General features: G+C 38.4%; 14 protein-coding genes and 1 tRNA gene. 11 read left to right on the top strand and 4 right to left on the bottom strand.

Features of this window, described 5'->3' with window-relative positions:
- Positions 1-106 precede the first annotated feature (106 nt).
- The 4 genes from WJR50_RS20480 (at position 107) to WJR50_RS20495 (ending at position 5,350) form a co-directional block, all read left to right on the top strand.
- Complete coding sequence (locus tag WJR50_RS20480; RefSeq protein WP_341295184.1) at positions 107-3,190, top strand: ATP-binding cassette domain-containing protein; 3,084 nt, start codon at positions 107-109, stop codon at positions 3,188-3,190.
- A 107-nt stretch (positions 3,191-3,297) separates the two neighbouring features.
- A complete protein-coding gene (locus WJR50_RS20485) occupies positions 3,298-4,206 on the top strand; it encodes a hypothetical protein (RefSeq protein WP_341295185.1) in 909 nt (302 codons plus the stop codon).
- Positions 4,207-4,222: 16 nt separating this feature from the next.
- Positions 4,223-4,654, top strand: coding sequence for a hypothetical protein (locus WJR50_RS20490; RefSeq protein ID WP_341295186.1), 432 nt, complete (start codon positions 4,223-4,225; stop codon positions 4,652-4,654).
- Positions 4,655-4,708: 54 nt separating this feature from the next.
- Positions 4,709-5,350 (top strand): alpha/beta hydrolase, encoded by a 642-nt coding sequence (locus WJR50_RS20495; RefSeq protein ID WP_341295187.1) that lies wholly within the window; start codon positions 4,709-4,711, stop codon positions 5,348-5,350.
- Between the two features lie 52 nt (positions 5,351-5,402).
- Here the strand turns inward: WJR50_RS20495 and recA are convergent, their stop codons facing one another.
- Positions 5,403-6,473, bottom strand: coding sequence for a recombinase RecA (gene recA / locus WJR50_RS20500; protein WP_341295188.1), 1,071 nt, complete (start codon positions 6,471-6,473; stop codon positions 5,403-5,405).
- 218 nt (positions 6,474-6,691) lie between these two features.
- On the opposite strand from recA, the gene WJR50_RS20505 reads away from it, so the two are divergent.
- A complete protein-coding gene (locus tag WJR50_RS20505) occupies positions 6,692-7,729 on the top strand; it encodes an aminopeptidase (RefSeq protein ID WP_341295189.1) in 1,038 nt (345 codons plus the stop codon).
- Between the two features lie 272 nt (positions 7,730-8,001).
- A complete protein-coding gene (locus tag WJR50_RS20510; RefSeq protein WP_341295190.1) occupies positions 8,002-8,799 on the top strand; it encodes a DUF3108 domain-containing protein in 798 nt (265 codons plus the stop codon).
- Here WJR50_RS20510 and WJR50_RS20515 read toward each other — a convergent pair.
- On the bottom strand, positions 8,796-9,242 hold the full coding sequence (locus WJR50_RS20515) for a DUF4174 domain-containing protein (RefSeq protein ID WP_341295191.1): 447 nt from the start codon (positions 9,240-9,242) through the stop codon (positions 8,796-8,798). The two genes, WJR50_RS20510 and WJR50_RS20515, sit on opposite strands and share 4 nt — an antisense overlap.
- Positions 9,243-9,461: 219 nt before the next feature.
- On the opposite strand from WJR50_RS20515, the gene msrC reads away from it, so the two are divergent.
- The 3 genes from msrC (at position 9,462) to WJR50_RS20530 (ending at position 12,956) form a co-directional block, all read left to right on the top strand.
- Complete coding sequence (gene msrC / locus WJR50_RS20520; RefSeq protein WP_341295192.1) at positions 9,462-9,950, top strand: free L-methionine (R)-S-oxide reductase MsrC; 489 nt, start codon at positions 9,462-9,464, stop codon at positions 9,948-9,950.
- Between the two features lie 141 nt (positions 9,951-10,091).
- On the top strand, positions 10,092-10,838 hold the full coding sequence (gene fabG / locus WJR50_RS20525; RefSeq protein WP_341295193.1) for a 3-oxoacyl-[acyl-carrier-protein] reductase: 747 nt from the start codon (positions 10,092-10,094) through the stop codon (positions 10,836-10,838).
- Positions 10,839-10,853: 15 nt separating this feature from the next.
- Positions 10,854-12,956 carry a vWA domain-containing protein gene (locus WJR50_RS20530; protein WP_341295194.1) on the top strand — a complete coding sequence of 701 codons (2,103 nt, stop codon included), beginning with the start codon at positions 10,854-10,856 and terminating at the stop codon, positions 12,954-12,956.
- 60 nt (positions 12,957-13,016) lie between these two features.
- On the opposite strand, the gene hflX is transcribed toward WJR50_RS20530, so the two are convergent.
- Positions 13,017-14,273: a GTPase HflX gene (gene hflX, locus WJR50_RS20535; protein WP_341295195.1), complete on the bottom strand. Its 1,257-nt coding sequence runs from the start codon at positions 14,271-14,273 to the stop codon at positions 13,017-13,019.
- Positions 14,274-14,388: 115 nt separating this feature from the next.
- The gene (locus tag WJR50_RS20540; protein WP_341295196.1) at positions 14,389-15,141 is read right to left on the bottom strand and encodes an SH3 domain-containing protein; all 753 of its coding nucleotides are present in this window, start codon (positions 15,139-15,141) and stop codon (positions 14,389-14,391) included.
- A gap of 56 nt (positions 15,142-15,197) precedes the next feature.
- On the opposite strand from WJR50_RS20540, the gene WJR50_RS20545 reads away from it, so the two are divergent.
- Together WJR50_RS20545 and WJR50_RS20550 are read left to right on the top strand one after the other, a co-directional pair.
- Positions 15,198-15,270: transfer RNA gene (locus tag WJR50_RS20545), tRNA-Lys, on the top strand.
- Positions 15,271-15,489: 219 nt separating this feature from the next.
- A partial coding sequence (locus WJR50_RS20550) for a phage integrase SAM-like domain-containing protein (RefSeq protein WP_341295197.1) occupies positions 15,490-16,424 on the top strand: 935 nt, incomplete at its 3' end.

Below are 16,424 nucleotides of genomic sequence, written 5' to 3' on the forward strand. Positions count from 1 at the left end.
TAACGATCACTGAGCGGAGCTCCTGAAGCTTCTGCTATCTCACTATTTTTCTCATCAGAGAAAGACCACAATAAAAGTACATCTATATCAGAACCAGTAGAATAAAATGAGCGAGGAAATACTTAAAGCATTAACCCAGCTTTTTGCTATTATCACCAAGCAGGATGGAGGAGTCACAGATACTGAACGTAACTTTGTCATTAACTTCTTTAAACAGGAATTGGATCATGACTCAATAAAAGAATATGTTGAGCTCTATGATCAGTTTGCTGAATACGGTAAAGAAGAGGAAGAAGGAGATGAAGTACAGGTAAAAAAGAAAAAACTTACCTCAGTCAAAGACTCTGTAAAGACGTTGGCGATATGTAAGAAGATTAACAAAACCCTTACACAAAAGCAAAAAGTAGTCGTTCTGGTCAAACTACTGGAGTTAGTAGGTTCTGATGGTAATTTTACGGATCAACGAATTGATATTATTGATACCGTATCTCGTGCTTTTAACATTGTAAAAGATGAATTTAAGCTAATTGAAGGTTTTGCATTAAACTTTCCTGAGAGCCGCAGTGATTTTGAAGACATCTTGGTCGTAAGCGCTTCAAATACGAATAAGGCTGCTGCTAAGCATATTCATACTGATATAAGTGGTGAGATCATCTTTCTTAGGGTAAAAAGTGTAGATCTTTATTTCACTAAATATCTTGGACAGGACGATGTGGTATTGAATGGTTTCATAATGAAGCCCAATCAATCCTATCTATTTTCCAACGGTAGTACTATTAAAACACCATCAGGCGCAGCACTGTATTATAGTGACCTGATTCGGAATTTTATTTCGGAAGTATCTACTACCAAGATTTCTTTTAATGCCAAGAATCTTGAGTTCCGTTTTCCTAATAATGCCATCGGACTTAGAGATATTAATATTGCAGAAGGTCCGGGAAAGCTTATCGGGATTATGGGTGCAAGCGGGGCAGGTAAAACTACTTTGCTCAATGTGCTCGCTGGGATTGAAACTCCTTCGGATGGTGAAGTTACTATCAACGGATTCAACATTCATCTACAGAAAGACCAAATTCAGGGCGTAATAGGTTATGTGTCACAGGATGACTTACTCATAGAGGAGCTTACGGTTTATGAAAACCTTTACTATAATGCCAAGCTTTGCTTTGCTGATAAGAAAGAGGATGAGATACATAAACTCGTGCTTGCTACCTTAGAGAGCCTGGGACTGGAGCATCGTAAAGACCTTAAGGTAGGGAGTGTGTTAGACAAGACAATCAGTGGAGGGCAGAGGAAAAGGTTAAATATTGCTCTGGAACTTATCCGTGAGCCAGCAGTTATGTTTGTAGATGAGCCTACTTCCGGACTTTCCTCACGTGACTCCGAAAATGTGATTGATCTACTTAAAGAACTTACGCTTAAGGGTAAGCTTATTTTTGTGGTTATTCACCAGCCTTCATCAGACATCTATAAGATGTTCGACAAAATGTACCTGTTAGATACAGGCGGATATCCCATATTCTATGGAAATCCGGTGGAAGCAGTAACTTACTTCAAAAGGTCTTCTAACCAAGTAGATGCTGAGAGAGGGCAGTGCCATGAGTGTGGTAATGTAAATCCTGAGCAGGTCTTCAATATCATTGAGGCAAAGGTGGTAGATGAATACGGTCAATTCACTAATAAGCGTAAAGTATCTCCTCCTCAATGGCACGAAATGTATCAGGAGAATTTTAAGATTGAAAGTGTTGCCGAAGAAAAAGATGCACCGCCTAAGTCTTTGAGTATTCCTTCCAGAATAAAGCAGACTATGCTTTTTACTATTCGTGATACCTTATCAAAGGTGAGCAATAAGCAGTATATGCTGATCAACTTTCTGGAAGCACCAGTATTAGCGCTTTTCTTATCACTTATAATTAAGTACAAAGATGCAGGTAACCTGGTATATTCATTTCGTTTCAATGAGAATATTCCTGCCTATTTGTTAATGTCTATTGTGGTAGCCTTATTTATGGGTCTGACAGTTAGTGCTGAAGAAATTATTAGAGATCGTAAAATACTTAAGCGGGAGTCATTCCTTAATTTAAGTTGGAACAGTTATTTATCTTCAAAAGTATTAATACTTTTTGCTCTTTCGGCAGTGCAGACATTGACCTTTGTAATCATAGGTAATTCTATACTGGAAATTAAAGAAATGACGCTAAGCTTCTGGCTGGTTTTGTTTTCAGTTTCCTGTTTTGCGTGTATTCTCGGGTTGAACATCTCTGCATCTTTCAATTCAGCTGTTACTGTTTACATACTGATTCCTCTGTTACTGATTCCTCAACTCATCCTGTGCGGTTTGTTATTCAACTTTGATAAGCTAAATAGCATGATCAGTTCCAAAGGCGAGGTTCCTATCGTAGCAGATATGATGGCCTCTCGCTGGGCTTATGAAGCAATGGCAGTATATCAGTTTCAGGAGAATTCATATGAGAGGCCTTATTATGAACTTGAAAAACAAGAACGGCAGGCTGATTTTAAATCTGCTTATTTAATTCCCGAGTTGGAAAGCAAATTACAGTTTGTAGTAGAACATGCAGATGATGATCGTGATTCTGTACAAAGCCTAGTACTTAAGGATCTCCATATTTTAAAAACTGAACTTACAAAAGAAGCTTATAAAGAAGGCCTGGAGGATGCGGATCTTAGTTTGCTATTTACGCCTGAAGGCTTAAGTCAAGCTAATGTGGATAAGGTTACCGCTTATTTTGAAGGGATGAAAAAGCATTATATGCAAATCTTCAATAAGGCAGTAGAAAACCAGGAAAAGTTGGTTTACTACTTTGAAAACCAGCCCGGTATTGAATATGATCTGAATGATTATAAAAACCGATACTTCAATGAAAGTCTGGCAGATTTGGTGCGAAATATCAATGTCTCTGATCGGATCATTGAGTATGAAGGTAAACTGCTTCAACGTATAGATCCTGTCTTTAATGAGCCTATGGTAAATGCTGGTTTCTTTAATTACAGAACACATTTCTTTGCTCCTAAGAAACAGTTTGCAGGTAAGTTATTTGACACTTATTACTTTAATATCGCTGTAATTTGGCTAATGACATTGGTGTTGTATATCACTTTGTACTACGAACTATTTGCCAAACTCATGGAGCGTATAGGCAACCTTAAAATTCCTATCCTGAGTAAATAAGCTGTTTTGGTTTAGAAATAATTCATACGTAATAAATCATTATAATTTGGGTTTGGGTGTACCTACTCTCAGCCTACATTTGTCAATCTAAAACTTTGTAGATATTCATGAAAAGACTGCTGCTTTTGTCCTTAGGAATATTCTCGTTTGCTACTTGGTCTTGTGATTCAGATCCCAAGCTAAACGAGCAGGCTTTCTTGGATAGCCTGAATAATGCTTCCAACGAGACTTCTGTTATTTCTGATGATGTATTAGAAAGTATCCTCCAACAAATACCTTCTCCCCTGGAGATTTCAGTGTTACTTAAAGAATCTGGAACAAACTATAATAAGGAGTTTCTCAACGAAACTGATAAAATCTCTGCCTATAATAGTAATTTCAAAAAGGCACTCAACCTGGGGGTATATGGTACAGATTTAGGGTATACCAACATTTACGAACAAAATCAGGATGCAATATTTTACCTCAACGCAATTCGGGATTTGTCAGATGGATTGAGCATAGGTCAGTTTTTTAATTTTGGTACGATCAAAAGGTTAGCTACCAATAGTCGGAATCTGGACTCTTTATTGCTAATAACCACTAAGAACTTTAATAGCATCAATTCTTACCTTCAGAATCAGCAACGTTCCAATTTGAGTGTACTGTTGTTAACCGGTGGCTGGATTGAAGCGCTACATATTCTGTGTCAGGTATCAGAAAAGAACCCCAATAATCAGGAATTGATTGAGAGAATTGGAGAACAAAAAATTATCCTTGAGAGTATCATGCTGCTGCTGTCTTTTTACAGTGACAGTGATCCTAATATCGGTGATCTGACAAAGCAGGTTGCGCAATTGCAAACACAGTTTGAGAACATACAAATTACTCAGACTTACGCTGAGTCTACTTTAGAAGAGGTTAATGGAATAGTTACTATTACCAATAAGAGTACTAGTTCTATTAATATCACCCAGGAAGATGTGAAAAAGATTGCGGCTACTACTGCTCAAATCAGAGATTATATTATAAATTAAAATATTAGTGAGTTATATGAAAACTTTAATATCCCTGTTTGGCATAGTTTCGTTGATACTCATGTTGGATATAGAGGTGCAGGCTCAATGTGATCCTGCAAAGCATACCGAAGCATGTATTCCTCAACTTGCAGAAGGGTTTAACTTTGTAAAAAGCTACGAAATAAATGGTGAAGGAGGGTCCAAAGAAAAGATTGAATACTCATATGTATTTGCTAAAGGAACTCAATATTTCATCAGCATTTGTGCAGAAGGAGAAGGTACAGATGGTATTATTTTAAATCTATACGATTCTAACCGCAAGCAGGTAGGAACCAGCTACGCCAACGGAAACTTTAATAAAGGAATTATCTATCCTTGTAATGCTACTGGTATTTATTACATCACTTTTACCTTTGAAGGGTCTCAAAATCATTGCGGAGGTGCAGTCTTAGGATTTAAGCGATAATAGTACTTTAATATTATTCTTATCTTAGCCTCTTATGTAAAAGAGGCTTTTTTTATGTCGTTATCACAAACCCATACAGTTAACTTCAATTTTCAGACTACATACTATTCAAATGGAAATACAAAGGCTAAACATTTGTGGGTAGTACTACATGGGTATGGTCAGTTAGCACCTTATTTTATTCAAAAATTTAGTTTTTTGGATGACAAAGCCTTTGTTGTTGCTCCTCAGGGCTTGTCTCTTTTTTACTTACAAGGCACGAGTGGTAGAGTAGGGGCTTCCTGGATGACAAAAGAGAACAGACAGATGGCCATCAACAATTATATTTCTTACTTGGACCACACCTATCGTATAGGATACAAAGAGATGAATTTGCAGCCAAAGTCAATCAGTATGCTAGGCTTTTCTCAGGGTGTTTCCACACTCATTCGTTGGTTAGTATCTTCTCAAATTAGTTTTGACAAATTGGTTATGTGTGCTGGCTCTTTTCCTGAAGATATTGAGCTGGTCTCTTCTAGGAAGGTGTTTTCAGGGAAGCCTTGTTACTATTTCTATGGTGACCAAGATCCTTACATTAAGGAAGATAGTATAGATCGCTTGGGAGAAAAGTTTCAGCATTATGGCTTGCAGGTGAAATTTTTAAAGTTTGCAGGTAAACATGAAGTGCCTCAGTCTCTGATTCAACAACTTGTGTAATAAAAAAGCCGCTGACTAAGCAGCGGCTATATAAATTTACTCAGATTTGTTCTCAGCTTTCTTTACCATCAGTACTTAGTTCTGCTGCATCAGGCTCCTTCTCTTTTTCCTCTTTATCTTCCAAAATAGCACCACTAATTGTAGCTCTGATTTTTCTTTCTATTTCTCCCATAAGTTCGGGATTATCTAATAGAATGTTTTTCACTGCATCTCTACCCTGACCCAACTTTTCACTTCCATAAGAGAACCAGGAGCCAGATTTTTTTACGATGTCCATCTCTACTCCTAAGTCAAGAATTTCCCCAACTTTGGATACTCCCTCACCATACATAATATCAAATTCTACTACTTTAAAAGGAGGAGCTACCTTATTCTTTACAACTTTTACGCGGGTGCGGTTTCCCATTACGTTGTCTGCTCCCTCCTTGATCTGACCTATTCTACGAATATCCAGACGTACAGAAGCATAAAACTTGAGCGCGTTACCCCCAGTCGTTGTTTCAGGATTACCGAACATAACCCCAATCTTTTCACGTAGCTGATTGATAAAGATACAAGAGCACTTAGTTTTATTAATAGCTCCGGTGAGTTTACGCAATGCCTGAGACATCAAACGTGCCTGTAGTCCCATTTTGCTATCTCCCATGTCTCCTTCAAGTTCACCACGAGGTACCAGGGCAGCTACTGAGTCAATTACGATGATATCAATAGCTCCGGAACGGATAAGATGCTCAGCAATTTCCAAAGCCTGCTCACCATTATCTGGTTGTGAGATTAGTAGGTTTTCTGTGTCAATGCCTAGCTTTTCAGCATAGGTTTTATCAAAAGCATGCTCAGCATCTACGATAGCGGCAATACCTCCCTGCTTTTGTGCTTCAGCGATGCAGTGCATAGCTAAAGTAGTCTTACCAGAAGACTCAGGGCCATAAATTTCGGTAACTCTGCCTCGGGGAATTCCTCCTATTCCTAGGGCAATATCTAGTCCCAATGATCCTGTAGAAATGGCTGGTACGTCCACTACTCGCTCATCGCTAAGCTTCATTACTGTACCTTTGCCATATGTTTTATCTAATTTGTCTATGGTAAGCTGTAAAGCTTTTAATTTCTCTGATTGATCGCTCATAAAGTCTTTACTTTAATATTAAATGAAGGTACTATTTTTAGTGTACTTTTCACAAAGTAACTATGTTAATTTGCTCTTTACTTATATTTGCAAATATACTTATTTTAAGTATAAAATCAATACTTTTTTAAAGTATAAATTTCTGTTTTCTTTTAGTCAGATTTGAACCTAAACACGAAAATATTAATTATGGTGCCAGCTAAATTATTATATCTTTTATGTGGAAGAAAATAATGGGTGGAATAGCAATATCACTACTGATATTGCTGGTTTGGCAGTATGAGCTGGTGGCATATGGATTAGCTCAGGCTAAAGGACAACTAAATATTATCTGGAATGCAAGACCTATAGAGGATGTGTTGGAAGATCCTGCGGTAGCAGACTCTTTGAAACAAAAGATATTACTGACCCAGGATATCCGGGAGTTTGCGATTGAGTCTTTGGGGGTAAATGATTCTGACAGTTACAAAAGTGTATTTGATCAAAAAGGAAATCCTGTACTATGGGTGATCACCGCATGCGAACCATTTTCAATGGAAGACAAAAAATGGGAGTTTCCCCTGCTAGGTAGCTTCTCTTACAAAGGATTTTTTGATTACGATAAAGCACTGGAAGAAAAAGCAAAATGGGAAGCCGAAGGCTATGATACTGGCATACGCACCGTAAGTGCATGGAGCACACTGGGGATGCTGGACGACCCAATTATGTCAGAGCTACTTTTTAGGTCAGAAGGAGAGCTGGCAAATACTATAGTACATGAACTCACCCATGCCACCTTATTTGTAAAAGATGACTTAAAGTTTAATGAAAATCTGGCTTCTTTTATAGGAGATAAAGGTGCTGAGGCTTTCTTAGAAAGAAAGTACGGTGAAAACTCACCTGCGTTTCGCCAATATATTAACTATCAACATGACCGTAAACTCTTTGCTGAACACATGCTCGAAGGAGTACATCGTTTGGATAGTTTATACCATTCTTTTTCTCCAGATATGAGTCAGGAAAATAAGCAGGTACTAAAGGAAAAAGAAATCCGTTCTATTCTGACCGATGCTGGTGCACTGGATTTTAAGAGCAAAAGGTATCGTAGCTTGGTAGCTAAACTTCCGGAGCAAAAAGAATTGCCCAATAATACTTTTTTCAACCGTTATGTAAGGTACCAGTCTACAGTATCCTCTCTGGAAGAAGAGTATGAAGCACAGTTTCAGGGGGATCTCAAGGCTTTTTTAGTACACCTTAAGGAAAAGTATGGAGCATAAAAAAAGCCGAAACAGATTTCGGCTCTTAGTAGCATGTTCAATTTTAACTAAAACGTCAATGAGAATTTGGGCTAATGTTGTATAAGGGTATTGCCAAGAAGTATGCCATCTGCGAAAATGATGATTCAGCTATGATTTATATTATTCTTAGTGTACAGTAGCGGGCAATTGATGTACATGAACGTACATAATAAAATTTTTGTAAAACATATGAATATACTCATTACGTAAACAGAAATGATGGCGTGTTTATTGATTGTGTAAAATTGTCTATGAAAAGATTTATTGCCTTAATACTACCATGTGTTATCCTTATATTGACTTCCTCTTCGGGACAGGACCATTATCGTTATATAGATAATAACAGCTTTGGTGCAGGTGAAATTCTTAAGTTCAGGGTGCATTGGAAATTTATCAATGCTGCGGAAGCAGTAATGCAGATCAGTGATAAGCACTACATGGTAAATGGCAGGCCCTGCTACAAGATTGATGTGCATGGTACTACCACCGGCGTAGTAGATTGGATGGTAAAAGTACGAGACAACTGGGGAGTATACGTGGATACCGCTTCCATACTACCGCAAAAAGCCTATCTCCATATTGAGGAAAATAAGTATCGTAAGAATGAGATTATCAATTTCAATCATGCCAAAGACGTAGCCACAGTGCTTCGTTTAGATAAAGAGACCCGTAAGTTGAAAGAAAAAGAAGAGTTTAAGGTCCCTGATAATATATTAGATATCGTGGGAGGCTATTACTTCTTGCGTACTATAGATTATGATAAGCATGAAGTAGGGGACGTCATCAAACTTAACGGTTTCTTTGACGATGAAGTTTATGATCTGGAAGTGAAGTTTCTGGGTAGAGAAGAGCTCAAAACTAAACTAGGTACATTCAAATCTATCGTGATCTCGCCGATAATTCCGGAAAATGATTTTTTTAATGGGAAAGAACCGGTAAAAGCCTGGATATCTGATGACCTCAACAAAGTACCCCTCAAAGTAAAAGCTGAACTGGCAGTGGGGGCGTTGGAGATTGATATCAAGGAGATGAGCAATTTGCGCAATTAATTACCATCATCTTCACGCATCTCTCTTTTTCTCATAGGCATGGCATCAATTATGGCAAAAAGTTTATCCGTACTCAATAGCTCTTCTTGCTTCAGTTTTTGTGTGCCATCTTTACCAATCAGTATCACAGAAAAAGCATCATCTGCCACCTGAAATTGCTTCCTTAATTGTTCTGCTGCTTTTTTTTCGTACTTTTTACCATCAGGAGCTTCTACTGTGTCATGTTTGATGTAAAAAAGTACTAAATCGCGTTCTTTCATACCTGTACGCTTAGCATCAAATATTTCTGCCTGTTGTTGAAACATATCTCCCTGATTTGAAGAAAAAAGCAGTAGTATTCTATTTTTCCAATGATACGAACCGGGAACTTGGATTTCCTGAGATAGTGCAGGATTCGCCATACTCAACATGGTGATGATTAAGTAAATATTTATTATCTTCATTTGGTGTACTTTTTTTGAAAACCTTCAAAATGAAGGCTTGTTTAATGGGTCTTTTTTAAGATTTTGACCATTTAGCTGCATTTTTTGATTTTTTTTATAAAAAATTGGAAATAAACATTATTTTCTCTACTTTGTTAAAGATTTTTCGTTTTTATATAAAAAGTTACATATACATGTGTCTTGTATATATAACATGTCTTATCATTAATGTTATAACAGATGGTTATTTTAGAAAATGTAACTACTCCCACACACCAAACTAAGCAGCAGAAGTATAAAATGTTGCTTCAACAAATTCGTGACATCGTCTCTAATGAAGATGACCTTATCGCCAATTTTGGCAATATCGCCGCCGTGACCCATCACACTATGGGGTTTGACTGGACAGGATTTTATCTGGTAAAAAATGGTGAGCTGGTACTTGGACCATTTCAGGGGCCTGCAGCAGTGTCCCGTATAGCTTTAGGAGAAGGAGTATGCGGTACTGCTCTTTCCAAAGAATGCACAATCATCGTAGATGATGTAGAGCAGTTTGCTGGCTATGTACCCTGTTCAGAGCTTGACAAATCAGAGATTGCTCTTCCTGCATTTCATAAGGGAGAAGTAGCACTGATCTTCAATATCAATAGCCATAAAATGAAAAACTTTGATGATACTGATAAGCGCTATCTTGAGGAACTTATGCACCTACTAGAAGAAATTCTCTGATAGTTATATTTCATGAAACTAACTGCTAAGCCATCTTTTTGATGGTTTTTTTATTGCCATTCCTCCTGTACCTTTAAATTGAATATGATTAGCTGAAGAATTAATTAAGTTTGCAAAAACGCATCATATAATAAAATGGCTATGAAACTGTTATCAGGAAAAAATGCACTTGTTACCGGTGCTTCAAAAGGTATAGGAAAAGCAGTGGCATTAAAGTTTGCTGAAGAAGGGGCGAATGTAGCTTTTACGTATCTCTCCAGCGTAGAACAGGGAGAAGCGCTGGAAAAAGAACTAAAAGAGCTTGGCGTAAATGCTAAAGGTTATCGCTCGGATGCTTCAGACTTTGCTGCTGCAGAAGAGTTAATCAATAGTGTGGTAGCTGATTTTGGCTCTTTGGATATTCTGGTAAACAATGCTGGTATAACCCAAGATAATCTGTTGATGAGGATGAATGAAGAAATGTGGGATAAAGTAATCAACATTAACCTTAAGTCTGTATTCAATACCGTGAAGGCTGCTACCCGTACTTTTATGAAACAAAAAAGTGGTTCTATCATTAATATGACATCGGTAGTGGGGATCAAAGGTAATGCAGGACAGGCTAACTATGCCGCCTCAAAAGCAGGCATTATAGGCTTTACCAAATCAGTGGCGTTGGAATTAGGCTCCAGAAATATCCGTTCCAATGCTATTGCACCAGGTTTTATAGAAACAGAAATGACGGCAAAGCTAGATGAAAAAACTGTACAAAGCTGGCGAGATGGTATTCCACTTAAGCGTGGAGGAACTCCTGAAGATGTAGCAGATTGCGCAGTATTCCTGGCCTCTGATATGTCTGCCTATATGACCGGGCAGGTGCTGCAAGTGGATGGTGGGATGCTCACCTAGTGTAAAATTAACATTATGCAACAAGTACAACTTCTTTTTGATAACTCACCCTGGCTTATCATACCCAGCATGTTAGTAGGAGCTGCTTATGCAGCTTTATTATATGTCAAAAACAAAGGTTTTCGTCACCAGTCATGGGACAAGCAGATTAACTATTTGCTAACGGGATTACGCTTTGTTTTGGTGAGTTTGTTGTGCTTGTTGCTGGTTGGTCCGTTTATCAAGCAGATCAAAAATACACTGGAAGAACCTATTGTGGTATTTGCGGTAGATAACTCCAGTTCTATTGCTGCAGTGCAGGATAGTAGTTCTATGGAAGCACTGAAACAAAGTCTGGGAAATGTCTCATCCGAATTGCTAGACAACGATTATACGCTGGAGTATCGCACGTTTGATGGTTCACAAAATCTTGACTCACTTCGTTTTGGACATAGCAGTAGTGATTTGAATGAGTTGCTGACCAGCATTTCTACTGACTATGAAGGGCGTAATGTAGCCTCTGTTGTGCTCTTCTCAGACGGTATTTACAATGAAGGCGTATCGCCTACTTATCGTCCTTACAGTTTCCGTATCAATACGGTAGGCTTAGGAGACACAATTCCCAAGCAGGATATCAATGTCAGAAATCTCTTTTATAATAAGATCGCTTATCAGGGAAATAAATTTCCATTGGTGGCGGAGATAGTCAACACGGGTTTTGAAGGAGAAACAGTCAATGTAAGCGTAAGGAACAGAGGTAATGTAATTGCCAGCGAAACGCTTCGCTTTGATCAGGCAAGGGATGTTAATTCAATAGAGTTCTTGCTGGATGCTTCACGTGAAGGCATGCAGCGCTACGAAGTGGAAGTTCAGTCGCTGGATGGAGAATTTACTACACAGAATAATACAAGTCAGGCATATGTGGAAATTATTGAAGGCAAAGAGAATATCTTGCTGCTAGCCCAGGCTCCACATCCTGATATTAAGGCCTTAAAATTAGCGATTGAAGATAACAAGAATTACGAATTGCGTAGCGTAATATTAAGCGTAGATGAGGTTAGTGAGCGTGAACTGGCAGATGTAAGATATGATCTGGTCATTTTTCACCAGTTGCCTGGCAAGAACCTGGATAATGCTTTGGTAAGAAAATATATCAGCGAAGCCAGCGCTAGCTGGTTTATTATTGGTAATCAGACTGACCTTTTTGCTTTAAGTGAGGAAAACACCATCCTAAACATTGCCAGCGTAAATAATGATATTGACGAAGTAAAAGCGGTATATAATAGTGGTTTTACTGGTTTTCAGCTTGAAGGTGAGAATCAGGCAATCATTGAAGAGTTTTTGCCCCTTCCGGTACCTTTTGGTAGAGTAGAATTGAAAAACAATGCTGAAGTACTTCTTTATCAAAAAGTTGGCTCGGTAGAAACCAGCAAACCCCTTTTGATAGTAGGAGAGGTAGATGAACGTAAGACCGCAGTGATGTTAGCGGAGGGCTTATGGCAGTGGCGTTTGCAAGAATATGCCAAATACGAAAATACCCAGGCTTTTGATGCGCTGATCAGCAAGTTGACGCAGTACTTATCTGCCAAAGAAGATAAAAGAAGATTCCGGGTTTATCCTGAGCAGGATGTTTTTGATGATACTGAACCAGTGGTATTTGAGACTGAAATATATAACGAGATCTATGAAGAGATTTACGGTTTCAATATCGCTTTGACACTTACTGATGAATCTGGTGAAACTCGCAAATACAATTACATTACCAACGAAAGTAATACTCAGTATAGAATCAGTAATCTGCCCGAAGGTATATATCAGTATAGAGCAACCGCCCAGATTGATGGTGAGCAGATGGCGAGCAACGGTGAGTTTACCGTCAGAAGTCTGCAAATAGAAACTTTGAACCTGACCGCAAATCATCAACTGCTGAGGGATCTTTCAGCCAATTCAGGCGGAATGTTTTTCAACCGGGAAGATGTAGAAAATATGGTGTCGCAGTTACAAACGCAGGAGGCCAGAGGAAAAATTTATACCAGCGAAGCTTTCCTTCCTATCATTAACCTAAAGTGGTTATTTTTTGTCTTATTACTATTGATTAGTGCAGAGTGGGCTATCCGGAAGTACATGGGAAGCTACTAAGGCCATAAAAAAGGCTGTCTGATTACAGACAGCCTGAATTATTTTTAATGATAATATTCTTTAGTAATACATCCCATTTTGTACATAGTTGGGATAAATCGTGAAATACTTATCTGCTACTTTATCATAAATAGCTTGTCTCAGCTTATCAATATTAAGTTTGTCAACTGCTGAAATAAAAATCGCATCTTCGGTGCCACTACCCATATAAGTAGCCTCCAGCTGTTCAAGTGTCAAGGGAGGGTGATAATCAATTTCTTCTACATTTTCTACAGTTTCAGCAACTTCACCATTCTCTGAAATATCATGTCCATTTACACTTGGCTGATCTGCTTCTTTCATCAGCTTATCCACTTTATTAAAAACCAGCAGCGTAGGCTTATCACTCACGCCTATTTCGGTTAGAGTACTCTTAACCACACTAATTTGCTCTTCAAAAGAAGGGTGAGATGCATCTACCACATGCAGCAATACATCAGCCTCCCGGATCTCATCCAGAGTAGATTTAAAGCACTCTATCAGTGCATGGGGTAATTTACGGATAAAACCAACTGTATCAGTAAGTAGGAAAGGAATCCTTCCGATCACTACCTTACGAACTGTAGAGTCTACCGTAGCAAAGAGTTTGTTCTCTGCGAATACCTCTGATTTGGAAAGCAGGCGCATCAGGGTAGATTTTCCCACATTGGTATAACCTACCAAAGCTACGCGTACTACCTGCTGTCTTGCCTTACGGCGAGTAGCGTTTTGTTTATCAATTTTCTCCAGCTTTTTGTTAAAGAGCGCAATTTTATCCCTTACAATACGACGGTCAGTCTCCAGTTCTTTCTCACCCGGTCCTCTCATTCCTATACCCCCTTTTTGTTTAGAAAGGTGAGTCCACATCTTGGTAAGACGAGGAAGAAGGTATTGATACTGAGCCAACTCTACCTGGGCTTTGGCCTGTGCTGTTTTAGCCCGGATAGAAAAAATATTGAGAATCAATAAGCTCCTGTCCAGAATTTTGCACTTGAGCTTATTTTCTAGGTTACGCACTTGTGAAGGAGAAAGGTCATCATCAAAAATGACCATGTCTATGTCATTGCCCTGAACATAGGTTTTGATCTCATCCAGCTTTCCCTTACCTACAAAATAGGTGACATCAGGCTTATCAAGCTTTTGTGTAAATTTCTTTTTTGTAATAGCACCTGAAGTTTCTGCCAAAAATGCCAGTTCGTCCAGATACTCTTCTACCTTATACTCAGGTTGTGATTGGTTGATCAATGCCACCAATACAGCCGTTTCTTTTCTTTTGGCAGTTGAGAAAGTTTCTATCATTCAGTTACAATTAGTGAATAATGTGTATGTTCTATATATAGAAAAATAATAAAAAAAATAAAGTTCAAAAAACAGTAAATACCATAAAAAAACTGTCGTAACGTTTTGGAATTGGCTATTGCTTGAGGAGGCGAAGATTGTTTTCTCTCACAAAAGCAGTTTCACCATTCCACTCAATTTTGGTCCACACATCACTTTGTCCTGCTACTTTTACTCTGTGGCCTTTTTCGCTTACTCTAAGTACTTCTGCTCCGGCTGAAGGAGCTGTCATGATATACGTATTATTAGCAGTAATGATGGCATGATCAGGTGCCAGAGGAAAATTAGTGAGGTAAAACAATAGGGCCAGAAGCAGTACATAAGTGATACCAAAACCATAGGGTTTTTCTTTCACTTTATTTCTTCTGAAAATAAAGTAGGTTAAACCTGCAAGTGTTAATGCAAGAAGAACATAAATAAATACATACTGATTCTTTTTGAAAAAACTTTGGATAAGGTCAAAATCAGTAAATTCATAGCCTCTCAGATTATGCTCGGATGAAAGTTTGGTGATTTTTTCTACCGCGGCATCATCGGAAGTCATCAGGTAATACTCACTCAGATAATATAGTGCTTCACTATACTCGTTCAATCCTTCCTGAATAAAGGCCATTTTGAGTAACATAGCAGGTGAAGCCATATTAGCTTCAGTATACAATTGCTCGTAGATTTTAAATGATTCTGTATACTGTTGACTGGCAAACAGAGAGTCTGCCTGGGCTAAGCTCTTTTCAGTCACTTGTGCGTAGCTATTCTCTCCGCAAACTATGCTGATAAAGAGCAGTTCAAAAAGAAGGATAATTTTTCTGTATTGGTTTTGGATTTTCATATATGCCTCTTACCTTTGCAACGCAATTACGGGGAAACGCCCCAAAAATCAAAAAAGAATCCGTAGCTCAGCTGGTAGAGCAACGCCCTTTTAAGGCGTGGGTCCTGGGTTCGAATCCCAGCGGGTTCACTTTTCTTAATGAAAATTAGCTTTAAAGCCTGAAAATGCCAATTCTCAGGCTTTTTTGTTGTTATAGGTTACCGGAAACTGATCTACCATTCCATCTACCTTTTCATGATTTGATCTACCGGTAAATATACTCAGGTGAAACTGAGCCTTTTCTCTTGTTTACCAGAGGTGTGTTAAATATTACATTTCCACGTTCTCCTTGATGAAAGACTATATAAAATGAGACTCTGCTTTTGGCTTGCAGGAAGCAAGCTAAACGGTAGCGGCCTGGCACCGATATACGCCAAAATTACCGTTCAAGGTAAAAAACCTGTAAACCTCTCTACCGGAATATTTATAAAGCCTGACGGTTGGCAGGCAGGAGGTAATTGGTTTGTTAAAGGAAATAATAAACTGGCAGCTTCTTATAATGAAAAGCTAGTGAATATCAGAACCGAGATTCAGGGTATTTATAACGATCTGGAAAGGAGGGGACAGGCAATAAATGCCAAAATCATTAAGGACATTTACACCGGTGCTATTTTGAGTACAGTCAGTCTTAAAATAGCAATGTTTCGCTACATTGACGAGCGAAAAAAAGAACAGCTTTCCCAGGGTACCATCAAGACAATGGAAATCCGTTGCAAAAATGTGATCAAGTATCTCAATTGGATCAATGATCTTGACAGGCAACTTGTGGAAATTAATGTTCCTTTCCTATCCAATCTGGAAAACTATCTAAGGGTAGAGGTTAGACATTCTCAAAGCCATGTGAACAAGATTGTCAGGTTTGTTAAGACGGTGATGCATTTTGCAGTACGAAAAGAGTGGATAGAATATAACCCGCTAAGTTCTTATCGTTGCCAAAAGTTGAATCATAAGAAGAAGGTCTACCTTTCCGCTTATGAGTTAGATCTAATCAAAAACCATAAGTTTGCGAGTTGGAGGCTTCAAAAAATAGCCCATCTATTTTTATTTCAGTGTTATACTGGTTTTGCCTACACCGAACTTATGAATTTCAATCAAACATGGATAAGACCAGGTGTAGAGGGTAAATTGTGGATTTTTGCAAGTCGTCAAAAGGTGGAGGAGAGCTCGTGTAGAATACCTTTTTTCAAAGCTACCCAAGAGGTATTGGTGAAATTAGGAGGTCAAATTGAGAGAATATCAAATGG

Origin of the sequence: Catalinimonas locisalis (assembly GCF_038039535.1) — a bacterium.
Lineage (GTDB): Bacteria > Bacteroidota > Bacteroidia > Cytophagales > Cyclobacteriaceae > Catalinimonas.

Excerpts from the sequence above, each read along its gene's own strand:
- WJR50_RS20480 (WP_341295184.1), top strand. The coding sequence starts at position 107 with ATGAGCGAGGAAATACTTAAAGCATTAACCCAGCTTTTTGCTATTATC.
- WJR50_RS20485 (WP_341295185.1), top strand. The coding sequence starts at position 3,298 with ATGAAAAGACTGCTGCTTTTGTCCTTAGGAATATTCTCGTTTGCTACT.
- WJR50_RS20490 (WP_341295186.1), top strand. The coding sequence starts at position 4,223 with ATGAAAACTTTAATATCCCTGTTTGGCATAGTTTCGTTGATACTCATG.
- WJR50_RS20495 (WP_341295187.1), top strand. The coding sequence starts at position 4,709 with ATGTCGTTATCACAAACCCATACAGTTAACTTCAATTTTCAGACTACA.
- recA (WP_341295188.1), bottom strand. The coding sequence starts at position 6,473 with ATGAGCGATCAATCAGAGAAATTAAAAGCTTTACAGCTTACCATAGAC.
- WJR50_RS20505 (WP_341295189.1), top strand. The coding sequence starts at position 6,692 with ATGTGGAAGAAAATAATGGGTGGAATAGCAATATCACTACTGATATTG.
- WJR50_RS20510 (WP_341295190.1), top strand. The coding sequence starts at position 8,002 with ATGAAAAGATTTATTGCCTTAATACTACCATGTGTTATCCTTATATTG.
- WJR50_RS20515 (WP_341295191.1), bottom strand. The coding sequence starts at position 9,242 with ATGAAGATAATAAATATTTACTTAATCATCACCATGTTGAGTATGGCG.
- msrC (WP_341295192.1), top strand. The coding sequence starts at position 9,462 with ATGGTTATTTTAGAAAATGTAACTACTCCCACACACCAAACTAAGCAG.
- fabG (WP_341295193.1), top strand. The coding sequence starts at position 10,092 with ATGAAACTGTTATCAGGAAAAAATGCACTTGTTACCGGTGCTTCAAAA.
- WJR50_RS20530 (WP_341295194.1), top strand. The coding sequence starts at position 10,854 with ATGCAACAAGTACAACTTCTTTTTGATAACTCACCCTGGCTTATCATA.
- hflX (WP_341295195.1), bottom strand. The coding sequence starts at position 14,273 with ATGATAGAAACTTTCTCAACTGCCAAAAGAAAAGAAACGGCTGTATTG.
- WJR50_RS20540 (WP_341295196.1), bottom strand. The coding sequence starts at position 15,141 with ATGAAAATCCAAAACCAATACAGAAAAATTATCCTTCTTTTTGAACTG.